This is a genomic window from Kitasatospora sp. NPDC127121, assembly GCF_042677305.1.
Lineage (GTDB): Bacteria > Actinomycetota > Actinomycetes > Streptomycetales > Streptomycetaceae > Kitasatospora.
On the sequence record NZ_JBHXTQ010000092.1, the window covers coordinates 1 to 17,737 of the forward strand.

The 17,737-nt window shown below is 72.9% G+C and carries 18 protein-coding genes; 15 read left to right on the forward strand and 3 right to left on the reverse strand.

Going from position 1 to position 17,737, the window contains the following annotated elements; all coding sequences use genetic code 11:
• Window positions 1–208 precede the first annotated feature (208 nt).
• Window positions 209–1,027 (forward strand): SDR family NAD(P)-dependent oxidoreductase, encoded by an 819-nt coding sequence (locus ACFVHI_RS32055; protein WP_063346850.1) that lies wholly within the window; start codon window positions 209–211, stop codon window positions 1,025–1,027.
• A gap of 44 nt (window positions 1,028–1,071) precedes the next feature.
• Here the strand turns inward: ACFVHI_RS32055 and ACFVHI_RS32060 are convergent, their stop codons facing one another.
• Entirely contained in the window at window positions 1,072–2,031 is a 960-nt protein-coding gene (locus ACFVHI_RS32060; protein ID WP_079135471.1) for a polysaccharide deacetylase family protein, read from the reverse strand.
• A gap of 275 nt (window positions 2,032–2,306) precedes the next feature.
• Between ACFVHI_RS32060 and ACFVHI_RS32065 the strand changes: the two genes are divergently transcribed.
• Window positions 2,307–3,191 (forward strand): SAM-dependent methyltransferase, encoded by an 885-nt coding sequence (locus ACFVHI_RS32065; protein ID WP_079135470.1) that lies wholly within the window; start codon window positions 2,307–2,309, stop codon window positions 3,189–3,191.
• A 157-nt stretch (window positions 3,192–3,348) separates the two neighbouring features.
• Window positions 3,349–3,855 carry an FBP domain-containing protein gene (locus ACFVHI_RS32070; protein ID WP_063346849.1) on the forward strand — a complete coding sequence of 169 codons (507 nt, stop codon included), beginning with the start codon at window positions 3,349–3,351 and terminating at the stop codon, window positions 3,853–3,855.
• Window positions 3,856–3,886: 31 nt separating this feature from the next.
• On the opposite strand, the gene ACFVHI_RS32075 is transcribed toward ACFVHI_RS32070, so the two are convergent.
• A complete protein-coding gene (locus ACFVHI_RS32075; protein WP_063346848.1) occupies window positions 3,887–4,261 on the reverse strand; it encodes an RNA-binding S4 domain-containing protein in 375 nt (124 codons plus the stop codon).
• 76 nt (window positions 4,262–4,337) lie between these two features.
• Window positions 4,338–4,763: a VOC family protein gene (locus ACFVHI_RS32080; RefSeq protein WP_063346847.1), complete on the reverse strand. Its 426-nt coding sequence runs from the start codon at window positions 4,761–4,763 to the stop codon at window positions 4,338–4,340.
• 82 nt (window positions 4,764–4,845) lie between these two features.
• On the opposite strand from ACFVHI_RS32080, the gene ACFVHI_RS32085 reads away from it, so the two are divergent.
• The 12 genes from ACFVHI_RS32085 (at window position 4,846) to ACFVHI_RS32140 (ending at window position 17,712) form a co-directional block, all read left to right on the forward strand.
• Window positions 4,846–6,048, forward strand: coding sequence for a methyltransferase (locus ACFVHI_RS32085; RefSeq protein WP_380345271.1), 1,203 nt, complete (start codon window positions 4,846–4,848; stop codon window positions 6,046–6,048).
• A 162-nt stretch (window positions 6,049–6,210) separates the two neighbouring features.
• Window positions 6,211–7,239, forward strand: a complete 1,029-nt coding sequence (gene argC, locus ACFVHI_RS32090; RefSeq protein ID WP_063346845.1) for an N-acetyl-gamma-glutamyl-phosphate reductase — start codon at window positions 6,211–6,213, stop codon at window positions 7,237–7,239.
• 14 nt (window positions 7,240–7,253) lie between these two features.
• Entirely contained in the window at window positions 7,254–8,408 is a 1,155-nt protein-coding gene (gene argJ, locus ACFVHI_RS32095) for a bifunctional glutamate N-acetyltransferase/amino-acid acetyltransferase ArgJ (protein ID WP_063350978.1), read from the forward strand.
• Window positions 8,409–8,551: 143 nt separating this feature from the next.
• Window positions 8,552–9,427 carry an acetylglutamate kinase gene (gene argB / locus ACFVHI_RS32100; protein ID WP_063350977.1) on the forward strand — a complete coding sequence of 292 codons (876 nt, stop codon included), beginning with the start codon at window positions 8,552–8,554 and terminating at the stop codon, window positions 9,425–9,427.
• A complete protein-coding gene (locus tag ACFVHI_RS32105; protein ID WP_063346844.1) occupies window positions 9,424–10,629 on the forward strand; it encodes an acetylornithine transaminase in 1,206 nt (401 codons plus the stop codon). Before argB ends, ACFVHI_RS32105 begins: the two co-directional genes overlap by 4 nt.
• Window positions 10,630–10,652: 23 nt before the next feature.
• Entirely contained in the window at window positions 10,653–11,201 is a 549-nt protein-coding gene (locus ACFVHI_RS32110; RefSeq protein ID WP_063346843.1) for an arginine repressor, read from the forward strand.
• Between the two features lie 182 nt (window positions 11,202–11,383).
• Window positions 11,384–12,577 (forward strand): argininosuccinate synthase, encoded by a 1,194-nt coding sequence (locus ACFVHI_RS32115; RefSeq protein WP_063346842.1) that lies wholly within the window; start codon window positions 11,384–11,386, stop codon window positions 12,575–12,577.
• A 44-nt stretch (window positions 12,578–12,621) separates the two neighbouring features.
• The gene (gene argH, locus ACFVHI_RS32120) at window positions 12,622–14,058 is read left to right on the forward strand and encodes an argininosuccinate lyase (protein WP_363372855.1); all 1,437 of its coding nucleotides are present in this window, start codon (window positions 12,622–12,624) and stop codon (window positions 14,056–14,058) included.
• Window positions 14,059–14,165: 107 nt separating this feature from the next.
• Window positions 14,166–14,423, forward strand: coding sequence for a hypothetical protein (locus tag ACFVHI_RS32125; protein ID WP_380345275.1), 258 nt, complete (start codon window positions 14,166–14,168; stop codon window positions 14,421–14,423).
• 455 nt (window positions 14,424–14,878) lie between these two features.
• Complete coding sequence (locus ACFVHI_RS32130; RefSeq protein WP_063346839.1) at window positions 14,879–15,382, forward strand: GNAT family N-acetyltransferase; 504 nt, start codon at window positions 14,879–14,881, stop codon at window positions 15,380–15,382.
• Window positions 15,383–15,961: 579 nt separating this feature from the next.
• Window positions 15,962–16,987, forward strand: coding sequence for a methionine ABC transporter ATP-binding protein (locus ACFVHI_RS32135; RefSeq protein ID WP_380345277.1), 1,026 nt, complete (start codon window positions 15,962–15,964; stop codon window positions 16,985–16,987).
• On the forward strand, window positions 16,984–17,712 hold the full coding sequence (locus ACFVHI_RS32140; RefSeq protein WP_063346837.1) for a methionine ABC transporter permease: 729 nt from the start codon (window positions 16,984–16,986) through the stop codon (window positions 17,710–17,712). Before ACFVHI_RS32135 ends, ACFVHI_RS32140 begins: the two co-directional genes overlap by 4 nt.
• Window positions 17,713–17,737: the final 25 nt, after the last annotated feature.

The window sequence follows — 17,737 nt, forward strand, 5'->3', positions numbered from 1 at the left end:
TCCTCGTACTGGGCCGTACTTGGACGTTTCGCCGGTGCGTCCAGGCGGGATGCCCGGCGTCGCGCGCCCGGCGGGAATTGTCAGACACGGCCTAGCCGTCGTCCGAACGGGTGAGGCCGGGCCCGCCGCCCGTGCGCCCGGGGCCGGGCCCGTGCGGCGGCCGGAAGAATGCCGCAGACGGGGGCCGGGGACGGGAAGGGAGCACACGGTGCCGACGGGATCGCTCACAGGACAGGTCGCCCTGATCACCGGCGCGGGCCGGGGAATCGGCCGGGAGATCGCCATCGGCCTGGCTGCCGAGGGCATGGCCGTCGGCCTGGTCGGCCGCACCCACGGGACGCTGACCGACACCCTCAAGGAGTGCGCCCGGCGCGGCTCCCGCGGCGTCGCCGTCACCGCCGACGTCACCCGCGCCGGCGCCGTCCGCGAGGCCGTCCGGGTCGTCGAACGCGACCTCGGCCCGATCGACCTGCTGATCAACAACGCCGGCCTGGTCGACCGCGCCGAGGTGCCGCTCTGGGAGACCGACGCCAACCAGTGGTGGCAGGTGATCGAGACCAACCTGCGCGGCCCCTACAACCTGCTGCGCTGCGTCCTGCCCGGCATGGTGTCCCGGCGGCGCGGCCGGGTGGTCAACCTCAACTCCGGCTTCGCCCTGCGCCCGGACGGCCACTACACCGCGTACGCGACCTCCAAGGGCGCGCTGCTCCAGCTCTCCGACAACATGGCGGACTCGCTGGCCCGCCACGGCATCGTCATCCTCGACATCAGCCCCGGCGCGGTCGAAACCGACATGACCGCCGCCATGCCGATGTTCAAGGACACGCAGACCTGGGGCTCCATCCCGTACATGGTCGCGGTCACCGTGGACGCCGCCCGCGGCCGCTTCGACGGCCTGCACGGCCGGTTCATCCACGCCGGGCGGGACGACCTGGAGGAACTGGTCAACCGGGCCGCGGAGATCCGCGCGGCGGACGCCCGGACGCTGCGGATGCGTCCGTACAAGGCGGACGACCCGATGGGCTGAACGGGCCCCTCGGCCGACGCGGTCTTTCCTGGTCCGAAGAGCGGTCAGGCGCACAGCTGACTGGCGGTCACCGGCTTCAGACCCGCCTTGGCGAGGCCGTCCAGGATGCCCGGCAGCGCGTCCACCGTGCACTGGTGGCCCATGTGCAGGGCGACCACCGACCCGCCGCGCACCGACTTCAGCACCCGGCGCTGCAACTCGGCGGCCGACGGGTCGTTGTAGTCGCGCGGGTCGACGTCGAAGGACAGCACGTGCTCGTAGCCGACCGCCTTTGCCTGCTCGCGCACCGTCCGGGTGGCGTACTGCGCGGCGGACGGGCGGAACCAGCGGCCGATCGAGCCGGTGAGCCGCTGCAGCCGTTCGGCGCACTGGGCGATCTCGTCGTGCACCTGGGCGGCCGTCATCGTCGACAGGTCGAGGTGGTTCTGGGTGTGGTTGCCCAGTTCGTGGCCGGCGTCCAGGATCCGGCGGGCCATCTGCGGCTGCTGGTCGAGCCAGCTGCCGACGACCATCACGGTCAGCTTGATGCCGCGCTGCTCGGCGGCCTCCAGCAGCGCGGTGGCCTGCTTCGGATCGCCGCTGCCGTGGCAGGTCAGCGCCACGAACTTGCTGGTGCGCGGCCCGTTCACCACCTCGACCGGGGTGCCGGCGGCGAGTGGCGGCAGCACCGGCGGCGTCGGAGGCGTGGGCGGGGGCGTCGGCGGCGTCGCGGCCCCGGCGGCCGGCTCCGCGCCGGTGGCCGGGTCGGTACCGGCGGTCGGGTCGGCCCCGGTGGGCTGCGGCTCCGGCGGGGCGGACGGTACGGGGGAGGCCGGGCCCTCGCCGCCGTTCCAGGCCGGGTCGGTGGTGTGCTGCGGGTCGAGGGTGCCCGGGTGCACGGCGAGCCCCCCGGCATCGGCCCGGCGCGGGGTGCCGGAGGCACACGCGCTGAGGAACCCGCTGGCGGCGGTCAGGGCGGCCAGCTGGACGGCGGTGCGCAGTACGGTGCGGCGGTCGGCAGTCATCGGCAGTCAGCATAGGGACGGCGGCCACCCACGGCGATCCGAGGAGCGTCCCGGTACCGCCATTGACGTGCACACACTCCACTGCCCGGGTGTTGCGTAAACCTGAACTCCCGCTGTTTCACCGGCGTGTCGTCGGATACGATCACGGCGCACCGCACGCCACGGGAGGGTGGCCGGGCCGGACGCGGGTCACCCCCGTCGTACCGGGCGGGCCCGCCGACCGCCGCGGCGGTGCCATTTCCGGCAGTGAGCACGGCAGAGGGGGGCGGAACAGGATGCACGAGGACAGCGCAGCCGTCGGCGAGGCCACCGGCACCGACTGGGACTGGGCCAGAGCGGACGACTGGCAGCCGCCGAGCGAGCTCGACACCGGCATCCCGCACACCGCCCGGATGTACGACTACTACCTGGGCGGCAAGGACAACTTCGAGGCCGACCGCAAGGCCGCCCAGGCCGCCATAGCCGCCTACCCCGCGCTGCCGCTGCTGGCCCGCACCAACCGGCAGTTCCTCGGCGACGCGGTGGAGTTCGCCGCCGGCCGGGGCATCCGCCAGTTCGTCGACATCGGCACCGGCATCCCGGCCGTCGGCTCCACCAGCGAGGTCGCCCAGCGGGTCGCCCCGGACGCCCGGGTGGTGTACGTCGACAACGACCCGATCGTCGCCACCCACGCCCGCGCCCTGCTGGCCGGCCACCCCGCCGGACACACCTCGGTCATCGAGGCCGACCTGCGCGACCCGGCCGCCATCCTCGACCACCCGGGCCTGCTCGCCGCCGTCGACCTGTCCCGGCCGGTCGCGCTGATGCTCGTCGCCGTGCTGCACTTCATCCGCGACGAGGACGGCGCCCAGCAGATCGTCCGCACCCTGCGCGACGCGCTCGCCCCCGGCAGCGCGCTGATCCTCTCCCACGGCAGCCCCGACTTCGCCTCCCGGGAGAGCGCCGCCGAAGGCACCCGCATCTACCGCAGCGCCAGCGCCCCCCTGGTGCTGCGCCCGCGAGCCGGCGTCGAACCCTTCTTCGGCGACTTCGAGTTCGCCGGCCCCGGCCTGGTCCAACTCCCGCTCTGGCGCCCCACCCCCGGCCACGTCCCCACCACCGAACTCCCCGAAGGCTGGCAGGACGTCTCCGCCTACGCGGGCGTCGCGTTCAAGCCGTAGCCCCGGTTCACGAGGCGGCCCCGGCGCCTCCCTCCTACGCCGGGACCGGCCTCGCAAACACCCTAGGCTCGGCCACTGACAGCCCGTCACCCTCCCCGGTGCGTACCGTGAGAAATTGGCACGACAGCGCGGGCGGGCCGGTGTTAGCTTCCGCGGCATGGAACCCCTGAACGAGAACGAGATCCGCGCGTCCTTCGTCAACTGCTCCAAGGGCGAGGCCAGTCGGCTCAACCTTCCCCGGGGCCTGGCGGAACTGCCCTGGGAGAACCTGGACTTCCTCGGCTGGCGGGACCAGGGCGCGCCCGACCGGGCCTACCTGGTGGCGTCGTACGGCGGCGAGCCGGTCGGCGTGACGCTGCGGGTGCCGACGATCCGCCGCAGCCTCACCAAGACCAACGTCTGCTCGCTGTGCATCACCGCGCACGCCGGCTCCGGCGTCGCGCTGCTCGCCGCCCGCCGGGCCGGGGCGGCCGGGCGGGAGGGCAACACCGTCGGCACGTACATCTGCGCCGACCTCGCCTGCTCGCTGTACGTGCGCGGGCTGAAGAAGTCCGCCCTGGTGACCAGGCCCGACGAGTCGCTGCCGCTGGAGCGGCAGATCGACCGGACGGTGGGCAACCTGGACGCCTTCCTCGCCAAGGTGCTCGCCGACACCGCGCGATGACGGGACGCGCCGACACCGCGCGCTGAGGGGATCAGTGCCCGCGCAGCTGGTCGAGGTCGCGCCGCTCCCGCTTGGTCGGGCGACCGGCGCCCCGGTCCCGCTCGCCGGCCGTCGCGACGAGTTCGCGCGGCGGCCGCGGCGGGCTGTTGTCGATCAGGCAGTCCGCCGCCACCGTCGCGCCGACTCGCTTGCGGATGAGCTTCTGCACCACGACGACCCGCTCGTAGCCCTCCTCGCGGACCCGGACCTCGTCCCCGGGGCGCAGCGCCTGGGCCGGCTTGACCCGCTCGCCGTTCACCCGCACGTGTCCGGCCCGGCAGGCGGCGGCGGCCAGCGCCCGCGTCTTGGTGAGCCGGACCGACCAGATCCAGCTGTCCACCCGCACGCTTCCCTCGTGTTCAGCCATCCCTGGAGCCTACCCAAGCCGCCCGAGCCCGAGCCCGAGCCCGAGCCTGAGCCCGAGCCCGAGCCCGCGGCGCCTGCTACGCCGCCTCCGGCACCATCCGGGCCGCCTGCGGAGCCTCCTGGACCGCCCAGCCGTTGCCGTCCGGGTCGTTGAAGAACACGAAGGAGTTCCACGCCTCGCCGTGCCCGTCCACCCGGCTGCCCGCCTCGAAGTGCTGGACCGGGCTGACCTCGACGCCGCGGGCCGCGAGTTCGGCGTGCGCCTTGTCGATGTTCGGTACCACCAGCTGCAGTCCCTTCACGGATCCGGGCGGCGCCCCGATGACCCCGGTGCCCACCACGATGGAGCACGTGGAGCCCGGGGGAGTCAGCTGGACGACCCGGACCCCGTCGCGCAACCGGGTGTCGTGGTCGACCGTGAAGCCGACCAGCTCCTCGTAGAACAGCTTTGCGCGGTCCACGTCCGACACCGGGACCACCACGACTTCGAGCTTCCAGTCCATCGCCCTCACCCCTCTCGGCCGGGCTCTTCCAGTATCCGTCGAAACGGTTCCCCGTCGGGCCGTCGGATAGCCTGAGAACACGATGAATCCCGAGATCACGCCCGCCGCGGCGACCCTGTTCAGCACGCCGTGGGGCGCCTTCGACCTCACCCGCTTCCCCGAGGACCCGCGTGAGCGGCTGCGAGCCTGGGACGCGGCCGACGAGTACCTGCTGCGCCACCTCGCGGGCGAGGCGGACAGCGCCGCCGGCACCCCGACCGACCTGGCCAGCCGCCGGATCGTCGTCCTGGGCGACCGCTGGGGCGCGTTGACCACCGCGCTGGCCGCCCACGAGCCGGTGCAGATCGTCGACTCCCACCTCGGCCGGCAGGCCACCCTGGCCAACCTGGTGCGGGCCGGCGCCACCGTCGACCCGGCCCGGCTAATGACCACCCGGGACGCCCCGCCGGAGCGGATCGACGTCCTGCTGGTGCGCGTGCCCAAGAGCCTGGCCCTGCTGGAGGACCAGCTGCACCGGCTGGCCCCCGCCGTCCACCCGGGCACGGTGGTGGTCGGCGCCGGCATGGTCGCCGAGATCCACACCTCCACGCTCCAGCTCTTCGAGCGGATCCTCGGCCCGACCCGCACCTCGCTCGCCGCCCGCAAGGCCCGGCTGATCTTCTGCACCCCGGATCCGGCGCTGGATCCCGGCCCCAGCCCGTGGCCGCACCGCTACGCGCTGCCGCCGGACGTCGGAGCGGTGTCCGGGCGCACGGTGGTCAACCACGCCGGCACGTTCTGCGCCGAGCGCCTCGACATCGGCACCCGCTTCTTCCTCGGCCACCTGCCGACCCCGGCGCCCGGGGCCCGGGTGGTCGACCTGGGCTGCGGCAACGGCGTGGTCGGCACGGCCGCCGCGCTGGCCGGGCCGGGTGCGGAGCTGGTGTTCGTCGACGAGTCCCATCAGGCGGTGGCGTCGGCGGAGGAGACCTTCCGCGCCAATCTGGGCCCGGACGCCCGGGCGGAGTTCCTGACGGCCGACGCGCTGGCGCCGGAGGTGGCGCCCGCGGGCTCGGTGGACCTCGTCCTGAACAATCCGCCGTTCCACTCGCACCAGGCCACCACGGACGCCACCGCCTGGCGGATGTTCACCGGTGCCCGGCGGGCGCTGCGGCCGGGCGGGGAGCTGTGGGTGGTCGGCAACCGCCATCTCGGTTACCACGTCAAGCTGCGGCGTCTCTTCGGGAACTGCCAGCTGGTGGCGGGCAACCCCAAGTTCGTGGTGCTGCGCGCGGTCAAGCGGTAGTCCGGCGTCCGCCCGGTCGGGGGAGGGTCGGTCGCGGGCCGGTGGCGGCCCGGCCGGGCGGACGCACGGCGGTTTTCGGGCGTTCTCCGGGGTCCTGACCGCAGCTCCTTGCATGAATGTTCCGTGCTGCGTATATTCATGCCACAACAAAGGAGGAACGCCATGGCATTGCGAGTCGCCGTCGCCGGCGCGAGCGGATACGCGGGCGGCGAGGTGCTGCGTCTGCTGCTCGGCCACCCGGAGGTGGAGATCGGGGCGCTGACCGGCGGCTCGAACGCGGGCACCCGGCTGGGCGCGCTCCAGCCGCACCTGATCCCGCTCGCCGACCGCGTCCTCGAACCCACCACCCCCGAGGTGCTGGCCGGCCACGACGTGGTCTTCCTGGCGCTGCCGCACGGCCAGTCCGCCGCCGTCGCCGAGGCGCTCGGCGACAACGTCCTGGTGGTCGACTGCGGCGCCGACTTCCGGCTCCGCGCCGCCACCGACTGGGAGCAGTTCTACGGCTCCGCGCACGCCGGCACCTGGCCCTACGGCCTGCCCGAACTCCCCGGCCACCGCGCCGCGTTGAAGGGCAGCAACCGGATCGCCGTGCCCGGCTGCTACCCGACGGCCGTGTCCCTGGCGCTGTTCCCGGCATACGCGGCCGGGCTCGCCGAGCCGGAGGCCGTCGTGGTCGCCGCCTCCGGCACCTCCGGTGCGGGCAAGGCCGCCAAGACCCACCTGCTGGGCAGCGAGGTCATGGGCAACGTCAGCCCGTACGGCGTCGGCGGCGTGCACCGGCACACCCCGGAGATGGTGCAGAACCTCACCCCGGTCGCGGGCGAGCCCGTCACCGTCTCCTTCACGCCGACCCTCGTCCCGATGCCGCGCGGCATCCTCGCCACCTGCTCCGCCAAGGCGCGGCCCGGCGTGACCGCCGAGAGCCTGCGCGCCGCCTACACCGAGGCGTTCGCGGACGAGCCGTTCGTCCACCTGCTGCCCGAGGGGCAGTGGCCGCAGACCAGCAGCGTCTACGGTGCCAACACCGCCCTCGTCCAGGTCGCGCTGGACGCCACCGCCGGGCGGATCATCGCGATCAGCGCGATCGACAACCTCGTGAAGGGCACCGCGGGCGGCGCGGTGCAGAGCATGAACATCGCCCTGGGCCTGCCCGAGGAGCTGGGCCTTCCCGTGAACGGAGTCGCACCGTGAGCAACAGTACGAACGTGGGCGTGACGGCCGCCAAGGGCTTCCGGGCCGCCGGCGTGACCGCCGGCATCAAGGCCTCCGGCACCCCGGACCTCGCCCTGGTGGTCAACGACGGCCCCGCGCTCGCCGCCGCCGGCGTCTTCACCGCCAACCGGGTCAAGGCCGCGCCGGTCGTCTGGTCCGAGCAGGTCCTCAAGGGCGGCCAGGTGTCCGCAGTGGTCCTCAACTCCGGCGGCGCCAACGCCTGCACCGGCCCGCTCGGCTTCCAGGACACCCACACCACCGCGGAGAAGGTCGCCGAGGAGCTGGAGCTCAACGCCGGCGAGGTCGCCGTCGCCTCCACCGGCCTGATCGGCGAGCGCCTCCCGATGGACGTCCTGCTGCCCGGCGTCGCGCTGGCCGCCCGGGAGCTGAGCGCGACCGGCGGCGAGGCCGCCGCGATCGCCATCAAGACCACCGACACCGTGCACAAGACCGCCCAGGTCACCAGCCCGGCGGGCTGGACGGTCGGCGGCATGGCCAAGGGCGCGGGCATGCTCGCCCCGAGCCTGGCCACCATGCTGGTCGTGATCACCACCGACGCCGACCTGGACGCCGCCGCCCTGGACACCGCGCTGCGCGGCGCCACCCGCACCACCTTCGACCGGATCGACTCCGACGGCTGCATGTCCACCAACGACACCGTGCTGCTGCTGGCCTCGGCCGCCTCCGGCGTCGTCCCGGACGAGGCCGAGTTCGCCGAGGCGGTCCGCACCGTCAGCGCCGACCTGGCCCGCCAGCTGATCGCCGACGCCGAGGGCGCCAGCAAGGACATCCGGATCGACGTCACCGGCGCCGCCACCGAGCAGGAGGCCGTCGACGTCGCCCGGACGATCAGCCGCAACAACCTGCTCAAGTGCGCGATCCACGGCGAGGACCCCAACTGGGGCCGGGTGCTGGCCGCGATCGGCACCACCGACGCCGCCTTCGAGCCGGACCGGCTGGACGTGGCCATCAACGGCGTCTGGGTCTGCAAGGACGGCAGCGTCGGCGAGGACCGCACCCTGGTGGACATGGCCGGCCGCGAGGTCGTCATCACCGCGAACCTCAACGCCGGTACGGCGAGCGCCTCGTTGTGGACCAACGACCTCACCGCCGACTACGTCCACGAGAACAGCGCCTACTCGACCTGATGCCCGACAGGTGACGCGCGCCACCGATGCGCGACACCTGATCCGCGACACCCGATGCGCGACACCCGTTCGGACGAGGGACACCCGTGAAGATCGCACCCAAGGGCGAACAGGCCCGCAACAACACCGCGTTGCCCAAGGCGATGACGCTGATCGAGGCGCTGCCGTGGCTGGAGCGCTTCCACGGCAAGACCGTCGTGATCAAGTTCGGCGGCAACGCCATGGTGGACGAGAGCCTCAAGTCGGCCTTCGCCCAGGACGTCGTCTTCCTGCGCTACGCCGGCCTGCACCCCGTCGTGGTGCACGGCGGCGGCCCGCAGATCAGCGCCCAGCTGGAGCGGCTCGGCCTGGAGTCCAGCTTCACCAACGGCCTGCGGGTCACCACCCCCGAGACCATGGACGTGGTCCGGATGGTGTTGGCCGGCCAGGTGCAGCGCGAACTGGTCGGCCTGCTCAACGAGCACGGCCCGTTCGCCGTCGGCATGACCGGCGAGGACGCGCACACCATGACGGCGGTCAAGCGGTACGCGGTGGTGGACGGCGAGCAGGTCGACATCGGCCTGGTCGGCGACATCGTCAACATCGAGGCCGGCGCCGTGAAGGCGCTGATCGCCGACGGCCGGATCCCGGTCATCTCCTCGATCGCGCGCGGCGCCGACGGCCACGTCTACAACATCAACGCCGACACCGCCGCGGCCGCCCTGGCGGTCTCGCTGGGCGCCGAGATGCTGGTGGTCCTGACCGACGTCGAGGGCCTCTACGCGGACTGGCCGAACTCCGACGACGTGATCAGCCAGCTCGCCGCGAGCGAGCTGGAGGAGCTGCTGCCGAGCCTGGCCAGCGGCATGCTCCCCAAGATGGAGGGCTGCCTGCGCGCCGTCCGTTCCGGGGTGGGCACCGCCCGCGTCCTGGACGGCCGGGTGCAGCACAGCCTGCTGCTGGAGATCTTCACCGACGAGGGCATCGGCACGATGGTCGTGCCGGACGACGAACAGACCGTGACCGGGGGACTGGCATGACCGCGAACGAGCAACTGACCGGCCGGTGGCAGCACGCCTTCACCGACAACTACGGCACCCCGCGGATCGCGCTGGTGCGCGGTGCGGGCGCCAAGCTCTGGGACGCCGACGGCAAGGAGTACACCGACCTGCTCGGCGGCATCGCCGTCAACGCCCTCGGCACCGCCCACCCGGCGGTCGTCGAGGCGGTCAGCCGGCAGATCGCCACCCTGGGCCACGTCTCCAACCTCTTCATGGCCGAGCCGACCATCGCCCTCGCCGAGCGGCTGCTGCGGCTGGACGGCCGGGAGGGCGGCCGGGTGTTCTTCTGCAACTCCGGCGCCGAGGCCAACGAGGCCGCGTTCAAGATCAGCCGCCGGACCGGCCGCACCCACCTGGTCGCCCTCCAGGGCGCCTTCCACGGCCGGACGATGGGCGCCCTCGCGCTCACCGGCCAGCCGGCCAAGCAGGAGCCGTTCCGCCCGCTGCCCGGCGACGTCACGCACGTCCCGTTCGGCGACGTCGAGGCGCTGCGCGCGGCCGTCACCACCGAGACCGCGGCGGTCTTCCTGGAGCCGGTCCAGGGCGAGAACGGCGCCATCCCGCTGCCCGAGGGCTACCTGAGGGCGGCCCGCGAGATCACCCGGGCGACGGGCACCCTGCTGATCCTGGACGAGATCCAGACCGGCGTCGGCCGCACCGGGTACTGGTACGCCCACCAGGCCGTCGAGGGCGTCGAGCCGGACGTCGTCACCCTCGCCAAGGCGCTCGGCGGCGGGCTGCCGATGGGCGCGGTGCTGGCCTTCGGCGAGGCCGCCGAACTGCTCACCCCGGGCCAGCACGGCACCACCTTCGGCGGTAACCCGGTGGCCGCGGCGGCCGGGCTCGCGGTGCTGGACACCATCGAGTCCGAGGGCCTGCTGGAGCACGTCCGCAAGCTGGGCGAGCGGCTGCGCCAGGGCGTCGAGGCGATCGGCGACCCGCTGGTCTCGCACGTACGCGGCGCCGGACTGCTGCTCGGCATCGTGCTCACCGAGCCGGTGTCGGTACAGGTGCAGGCCGCCGCGCAGGAGGCGGGCTTCCTGGTCAACGCGGCCGTCCCGGACGCCGTCCGGCTGGCCCCGCCGCTGGTGCTGACCGAGCAGGAGGCGGACGCCTTCCTCGCCGCTCTGCCGGGCGTCCTGCGGGCGGTGCGCGAGGGCGCCCCGGCCGATGCGAGCTGACCGTTGTCCGGGAGAATAACCACATGACCGTTTCCCACTCCGGCCCGTCCGCCGCAGGCCCGTCGCCGCAGGTGCCGCAGACCCGCACCGCGCGGCACCGGCGGATCGTGGACCTGCTCACCCGCCAGCCCGTGCGCTCGCAGAGCCAGCTCGCCAAGCTGCTCGCCGACGACGGACTCGTGGTCACCCAGGCGACCCTCTCCCGGGACCTGGACGAGCTGGGCGCGGTCAAGATCCGCAACCGGGACGGCGCGCTGATCTACGCCGTCCCGGCGGAGGGCGGCGACCGCACGCCGCGCGCGCCCATGGGGGAGTCGGCCAGCGAGGGCCGGATGGCGCGGCTGGCCGGCGAGCTGATGGTCTCCGCGACGGCCTCCGGCAACCTGGTGGTGCTGCGCACCCCTCCGGGGGCCGCGCAGTTCCTCGCCTCGGCGATCGACCAGGCGGAGGTGTTCGAGATCATCGGCACCATCGCCGGTGACGACACCGTCCTGCTGATCAGCCGGGACCCGGCGGGCGGCCAGGCGCTCGCCGACCACCTCATGCAACTCGCCCAGGCGAAGGCGCAGTAGCGCGCCCCGACGCGAGACCCCGACGCGCCACGACGCACAACGACGCGACACGACACGAAACCCCGACCGGTGGAGAACTTCCCCGGCCGGGGTTTTGTGTTTCATACGGAGTAGTGCATACTTATGCCTGTCGCCGTAAACCTGTACGGAAACCCTGTACGTAGAGCTGTAAGGAGAAAGCCGTGGCCGAGCGCGTCGTACTCGCCTACTCGGGCGGACTGGACACCTCCGTCTGCATCGGCTGGATCGCCGAGGAGACGGGCGCCGAGGTCATCGCCGTCGCCGTCGACGTCGGCCAGGGCGGCGAGGACCTGGAGGCGATCCGCCAGCGCGCGCTGGACTGCGGCGCCGTCGAGGCCGAGGTCGCGGACGCCCGCGACGAGTTCGCCGACGAGTACTGCCTCCCGGCGATCAAGGCCAACGCGCTCTACCAGGGCCAGTACCCGCTGGTCTCCGCGCTGTCCCGGCCGGTCATCGTCAAGCACCTGGCCGCCGCCGCCCGCAAGCACGGCGCCACCACCGTCGCGCACGGCTGCACCGGCAAGGGCAACGACCAGGTCCGGTTCGAGGTCGGCATCAACTCCCTGGCCCCCGGCCTGAAGTGCATCGCCCCGGTGCGCGACTACGCGATGACCCGGGACAAGGCGATCGCCTTCGCCGAGGCCAAGGGCCTGCCGATCGCCACCACCAAGAAGTCCCCGTACTCGATCGACCAGAACGTCTTCGGCCGGGCCGTCGAGACCGGCTTCCTGGAGGACATCTGGAACGCCCCGATCGAGGACGTCTACGACTACACCCAGGACCCGGCCGCCCCGCGCGAGGCCGACGAGGTGGTCATCACCTTCGACGCCGGCGTCCCGGTGGCGATCGACGGCCGCAAGGTCACCGTCCTCCAGGCCATCGAGGAGCTGAACAAGCGGGCCGGCGCCCAGGGCATCGGCCGGCTGGACATGGTCGAGGACCGGCTGGTCGGCATCAAGTCCCGGGAGATCTACGAGGCCCCCGGCGCGATCGCCCTGATCACCGCCCACCAGGCCCTGGAGAACGTCACCGTCGAGCGCGAACTCGCCCGCTACAAGCGGCAGGTGGAGCAGCGTTGGGCCGAACTCGTCTACGACGGCCTCTGGTTCTCCCCGCTCAAGCGCGCGCTGGACGGCTTCGTGAACGAGGCCAACCAGCACGTCACCGGCGAGATCCGGATGGTCCTGCACGGCGGCCGGGCCGTGGTCAACGGCCGCAAGTCCGACCAGTCGCTGTACGACTTCAACCTCGCCACCTACGACACCGGCGACACCTTCGACCAGTCGATGTCCAAGGGCTTCATCGAGATCTTCGGGATGTCCTCGAAGCTCGCCGCCCGCCGCGACCTCGCCTGATCCCCTCCCGTCCCCACCCCCCTTCCCCGTCAGGAGCCCACGCGATGTCCGCCGACCAGCACGCCGACCAGACCGCCGACGTCCGCCTCTGGGGCGCGCGCTTCGCCGACGGCCCGTCCGAGGCGCTGGCCAGGCTCTCCGCCTCGGTCCACTTCGACTGGCGCCTCGCGCCGTACGACATCGCCGGCTCCAAGGCCCACGCCCGGGTCCTGCACAAGGCCGGCCTGCTCTCCGACGACGAGCTCGCCGCGATGCTGGCCGGCCTCGACCAGCTGCTCGCCGACGTCCAGGCCGGCACCTTCACCGGGACCGTCGCCGACGAGGACGTGCACACCGCCCTGGAGCGCGGCCTGCTGGAGCGCCTCGGCGCCGACCTCGGCGGCAAGCTGCGGGCCGGGCGCTCGCGCAACGACCAGATCGCCACCCTGTTCCGGATGTACCTGCGGGACCACGCCAAGACCATCGGCGCCCTGGTGCTCGACCTCCAGCACGCCCTGGTCGGCCTCGCCGAGGCGCACCCGGACACCGCGATGCCGGGCCGCACCCACCTCCAGCACGCCCAGCCCGTCCTCTTCGCCCACCACGTCCTCGCGCACGTGCAGGCCCTCGGCCGGGACGCCGAGCGGCTGCGCCAGTGGGACGTCCGCACCGCCGTCTCCCCGTACGGCTCCGGGGCGCTGGCCGGCTCCTCGCTCGGCCTCGACCCGCAGGCCGTCGCCGCCGACCTCGGCTTCGAGGGCGGCTCGGTCGGCAACTCCATCGACGGCACGGCCTCGCGCGACTTCGTCGCCGAGTTCGCGTTCGTGACCGCGATGATCGGCATCAACCTCTCCCGGATCGCGGAGGAGGTGATCATCTGGAACACCAAGGAGTTCGGCTTCATCACGCTGCACGACGCCTTCTCCACCGGCTCCTCGATCATGCCGCAGAAGAAGAACCCGGACATCGCCGAGCTCGCCCGGGGCAAGTCCGGCCGGCTGATCGGCAACCTGACCGGCCTGCTGGCCACCCTCAAGGCCCTGCCGCTCGCCTACAACCGGGACCTCCAGGAGGACAAGGAGCCGGTGTTCGACTCCTGCGACACGCTGGAGGTGCTGCTGCCCGCGTTCACCGGGATGATGGCCACCCTCACCGTGCACCGGGAGCGGCTGGAGGAGCTGGCCCCGGCCGGCTTCTCGCTCGCCACCGACATCGCCGAGTGGCTGGTCAGGCAGGGCGTGCCGTTCCGGGTCGCGCACGAGGTGGCCGGCGCCTGCGTCAAGGTCTGCGAGGCCGAGGGCATCGAGCTGTCCGACCTGACGGACGAGCAGTTCGCGGCGATCTCGGTGCACCTGACGCCCGAGGTCCGGTCGGTGCTCAGCGTGCACGGCGCCATCGCCTCGCGCAACGGGCGCGGCGGCACCGCGCCGTCGGCGGTGGCGGTCCAGCTCGCCGAGGTGAAGGCGGACCTGGCGCGGCAGCAGGAGTGGATCCAGGGCTGACCGCCGGTCTGCGGGGGAGGGGCGTGACGGTCCGACCGTCGCGCCCCTCCGGCGTCCGCACCCCCGGTCGGGCGTAACCCGGCCCGCCCCGGCCCGTCATGCACGGTGTGTGCACTACCCTTCCGCCCGTCCCCTCCGCCGAGGACGTCTTCCTCGCCGAACGCCGCCGCCGCGTGGTCCGCGAGACCGTGGCCGGCCTGCCGGGCCGCTGCCCCGAGCTGGTCGCCGCCCTCGCCGAGGATCCGCCGCCGACCTACCGGGAGCTCTCCGAACGCCTCAGCATGCCGCGCGGCTCGATCGGGCCGACCCGCTCCCGCTGCCTCGCCTGCCTGCGGATCCTCCTCCATGCCGAGCGGTACCCGTGAGCGGTATCCGCGAGCGGCCGGTGACGCTCCGCACGCAGATCACCCCGGAGGCGGCTCCGCCCGGGTGACGCTCCGCACGCCCGGCCGCCGCGTGACCCTCGCCACGTCGAGCCGTCGCCGCCCCCGGCCACGTCCCGCGCGCGGCGCCCACCAGCCGCCCCACCACCCGCCCCGCCCCCGCGTGACCCTCGCCACGTCGAACGCCCGGAAGGTTGAGAGCAGCTGACACGCGGGTAGAGCGCTGGCGAACGTAGCTCTTGACGGTGCCGCGATCGCTCGGATACTGAGCGTGAGCGCGTCGCCGTCGACCCGGGCACTTCCGGGCCGCGCGGCTGGTACGTTCGTGCGCCACCCCCGGTCAGGGCAGATCCCCGGCCGGGACATCTCCGGCAGGACATCCGGTGCGGCACCCTCACGTTTGCGCGCCGGGCACGACGATGGGGAGGCCCCAGCACATGGGCATGAGCGTGATCATCTCGGCGGCGGACGCCGAGGACGCGGAGCAGATCCTCAAGCTCCAGTACCTCGGCTACCAGCCCGAGGCGGAGCTGTACGGCGACTGGGCGATCGAGCCCCTGACGCAGAGCCTGGAGAGCCTGCGCGCCGAACTGTCCGGGCAGTACGTCCTGGTCGCCCGGCTGGGCGACGAGGTGGTCGGCACCGTCCGTGGTCACGTCGACGCCGAGGGCGTCGGCCGGATAGGGCGCCTGGTCGTCCACCCGAGGATGCAGCGGCACGGCCTGGGCGGCCGGCTGCTGGACGCGCTGGAGCGCCGCCTCGCCGAGGACGGCCGTCCGGTGACCTCCTACCGCCTGTTCACCGGCCACCGCAGCCTCGGCAACCTGCGGCTGTACACCCGCCTGGGCTACCGCCAGTCCGCGGTCGAGCCGGTCACCGACCGGCTCAGCCTGGTGCACCTGGAGAAGCCCGCCGTGGTGTCGCTCGCCGCGACCGCCTGAGCCCTCCGCCCGTTCCGGCCCGCACGGCGCCGCCACCATCCGGACACTCCGGTGGCGGCGCCGAGCCGTATCGTCGCTGGTGGCGGCGCCGGGTGTCCGCATTGCGGACATCACATCCAAGTAATTGGGTCCAAATCGACCCATCTGATTTACTGGCTCACATGACTGCGACGACGAAATGGACCCCCACCGGCACCCTGCCGGCAGGTGAGCGCGCCATGTGCCGTCGAATGTGTCACCGCTGAGGGCCACCGCCCCCGGCACCCGGTTGAGGGTGCCCCCACCTCGCGCCCCGAAGCGAGACCCGGCGTCGTTCCCGTCCGTGCGAGCGCGCCCAGCCTGCCACACCCCTTCTCCCCGCCTGCCCACCCATGGGCGGGTGGTCGTCCACGACGACTCGTGCCCGTGACTCGCGCCCGATGACTCGTAAGGGCCACGCCGTCGCGCGGCCCGGCCGCGCAGCGGCCACGATCAAGAGGTGGCAGGTCCGGATCCCCCTGGCGAAGCGCCGTGCACGTCGCCGACCGCACCCCGGTCGGGCGGCCGCCCGCCGCCCGCCCCCGACCCACGGAAGCAGCTGTGATCACCACCACGGACCTCACGAAGGTCTACCGCTCCCGAGGCCGCGAGGTGAGCGCCCTCGCCGGCGTCGACCTGCACGTCCGCCCTGGCGAGGTCTACGGAGTCGTCGGCACCAGCGGCGCCGGCAAGTCCACCCTCATCCGCTGCGTGAACATGCTGGAGCGTCCGACCTCCGGCACCGTCACGGTGGACGGGGTCGAGCTGACCGCGCTGTCCGGCGGCGAGAACCGGGCCGGCCGGGAACTGCGGGAGGCGCGGCGCCGGATCGGCATGGTCTTCCAGCACTTCAACCTGCTCTCCTCGCGGACCGTCCAGCAGAACGTCGAGCTCCCGCTGGAGATCATCGGACTGGACCGCACCCAGCGCCGCCGCAAGGCCGCCGAACTGCTCGACCTGGTCGGGCTCGGCGACAAGGCCCGCAGCTACCCCAACCAGCTCTCCGGCGGCCAGAAGCAGCGCGTCGGCATCGCCCGGGCCCTGGCCGGCGACCCCAAGGTGCTGCTCTCCGACGAGGCCACCTCGGCGCTCGACCCGGAGACCACCCGTTCGATCCTCAAGCTGCTGCGCGACCTCAACCAGCAGCTCGGCCTCACCGTCCTGCTGATCACCCACGAGATGGACGTCATCAAGTCCGTCTGCGACTCCGCGGCCCTGATGCGCGGCGGCCGGGTGGTCGAGTCCGGCAGGCTGACCGACCTGCTGGCCGAGCCCGGCTCCGAGCTGGCCCGCGAGCTGTTCCCGCTCAGCGAGTTCGGCACCGGCCACCCCGGCTCGACCGTGCTGGAGATCACCTTCCAGGGCGACTCCTCGGCCCAGCCCTTCGTCTCCCAGCTGGCCCGCACCTACCAGATCGACATCAACATCCTCGGCGCCGCGGTGGAGACCATCGCCGGCCGGATGGTCGGCCGGATGCGGGTCGAGCTCTCCGGCGGCCACCAGGACAACGTGGTGCCGATCGGCTACCTGCGCGAGCAGGGCCTGCAGGTGGACGTACTGGGCGCGGTGGACGGAGCGGTGGCATGACCTGGGACCAGATGTGGGCCCTGATGGGGCCCGCCACGCAGGAGACCTTCCAGATGGTCGGCGTCTCCACGGCCGTCACCGTGCTGCTCGGCCTGCCGCTGGGCATCCTGCTGGTGCTGACCGACAAGGGCGGGCTGCTGGCCAACCGGGCCGTCAACAAGTCGATCGCCTTCGTGGTGAACATCGCCCGCTCGGTGCCGTTCATCATCCTGATGATCGCGCTGATCTCCTTCACCCGCTGGCTGGTCGGCACCTCCATCGGCTGGCAGGCGGCGACCGTGCCGCTCACCATCGGCGCCATCCCGTTCTTCGCCCGCCTGGTCGAGACCTCCATCCGCGAGGTCGACCGCGGCCTGGTCGAGGCCGTCCAGGCGATGGGCGGCAGCACCTGGACGATCGTCCGCAAGACGCTGCTCCCGGAGGCGCTGCCCGGCATCGCCGCCTCGGTGACCACCACGATCATCACGCTGATCAGCTACTCCGCGATGGCCGGCACGGTCGGCGGCGGCGGCCTCGGCACGCTCGCCGTCAACTACGGCTACCAGCGCTTCGAGACCGCCTTCATGTGGGTCATCGTGGCCGAGCTGGTGATCCTCGTCACCGCCGTCCAGCTGATCGGCGACTTCGCCGTCCGGCGCCTCGCCAACCGCGGCGGCACCGGCGGCCGGACCCGCCTGCTGGGCCGCGCGCCGGCCGCCCCCGACGAGGACCTCGTCGCCCCCTAGACCTCCCGGGTCCGACACCGGACCA

What these genes read in the sequence shown, in the direction of transcription:
- argC (WP_063346845.1), top strand. Translation starts at nt 6,211, where the DNA reads ATGGCATTGCGAGTCGCCGTCGCCGGCGCGAGCGGATACGCGGGCGGC.
- ACFVHI_RS32075 (WP_063346848.1), bottom strand. Translation starts at nt 4,261, where the DNA reads ATGGCTGAACACGAGGGAAGCGTGCGGGTGGACAGCTGGATCTGGTCG.
- ACFVHI_RS32060 (WP_079135471.1), bottom strand. Translation starts at nt 2,031, where the DNA reads ATGACTGCCGACCGCCGCACCGTACTGCGCACCGCCGTCCAGCTGGCC.
- ACFVHI_RS32110 (WP_063346843.1), top strand. Translation starts at nt 10,653, where the DNA reads ATGACCGTTTCCCACTCCGGCCCGTCCGCCGCAGGCCCGTCGCCGCAG.
- ACFVHI_RS32080 (WP_063346847.1), bottom strand. Translation starts at nt 4,763, where the DNA reads ATGGACTGGAAGCTCGAAGTCGTGGTGGTCCCGGTGTCGGACGTGGAC.
- ACFVHI_RS32140 (WP_063346837.1), top strand. Translation starts at nt 16,984, where the DNA reads ATGACCTGGGACCAGATGTGGGCCCTGATGGGGCCCGCCACGCAGGAG.
- ACFVHI_RS32085 (WP_380345271.1), top strand. Translation starts at nt 4,846, where the DNA reads ATGAATCCCGAGATCACGCCCGCCGCGGCGACCCTGTTCAGCACGCCG.
- argH (WP_363372855.1), top strand. Translation starts at nt 12,622, where the DNA reads ATGTCCGCCGACCAGCACGCCGACCAGACCGCCGACGTCCGCCTCTGG.
- ACFVHI_RS32065 (WP_079135470.1), top strand. Translation starts at nt 2,307, where the DNA reads ATGCACGAGGACAGCGCAGCCGTCGGCGAGGCCACCGGCACCGACTGG.
- ACFVHI_RS32105 (WP_063346844.1), top strand. Translation starts at nt 9,424, where the DNA reads ATGACCGCGAACGAGCAACTGACCGGCCGGTGGCAGCACGCCTTCACC.
- ACFVHI_RS32070 (WP_063346849.1), top strand. Translation starts at nt 3,349, where the DNA reads ATGGAACCCCTGAACGAGAACGAGATCCGCGCGTCCTTCGTCAACTGC.
- ACFVHI_RS32130 (WP_063346839.1), top strand. Translation starts at nt 14,879, where the DNA reads ATGGGCATGAGCGTGATCATCTCGGCGGCGGACGCCGAGGACGCGGAG.
- argB (WP_063350977.1), top strand. Translation starts at nt 8,552, where the DNA reads ATGACGCTGATCGAGGCGCTGCCGTGGCTGGAGCGCTTCCACGGCAAG.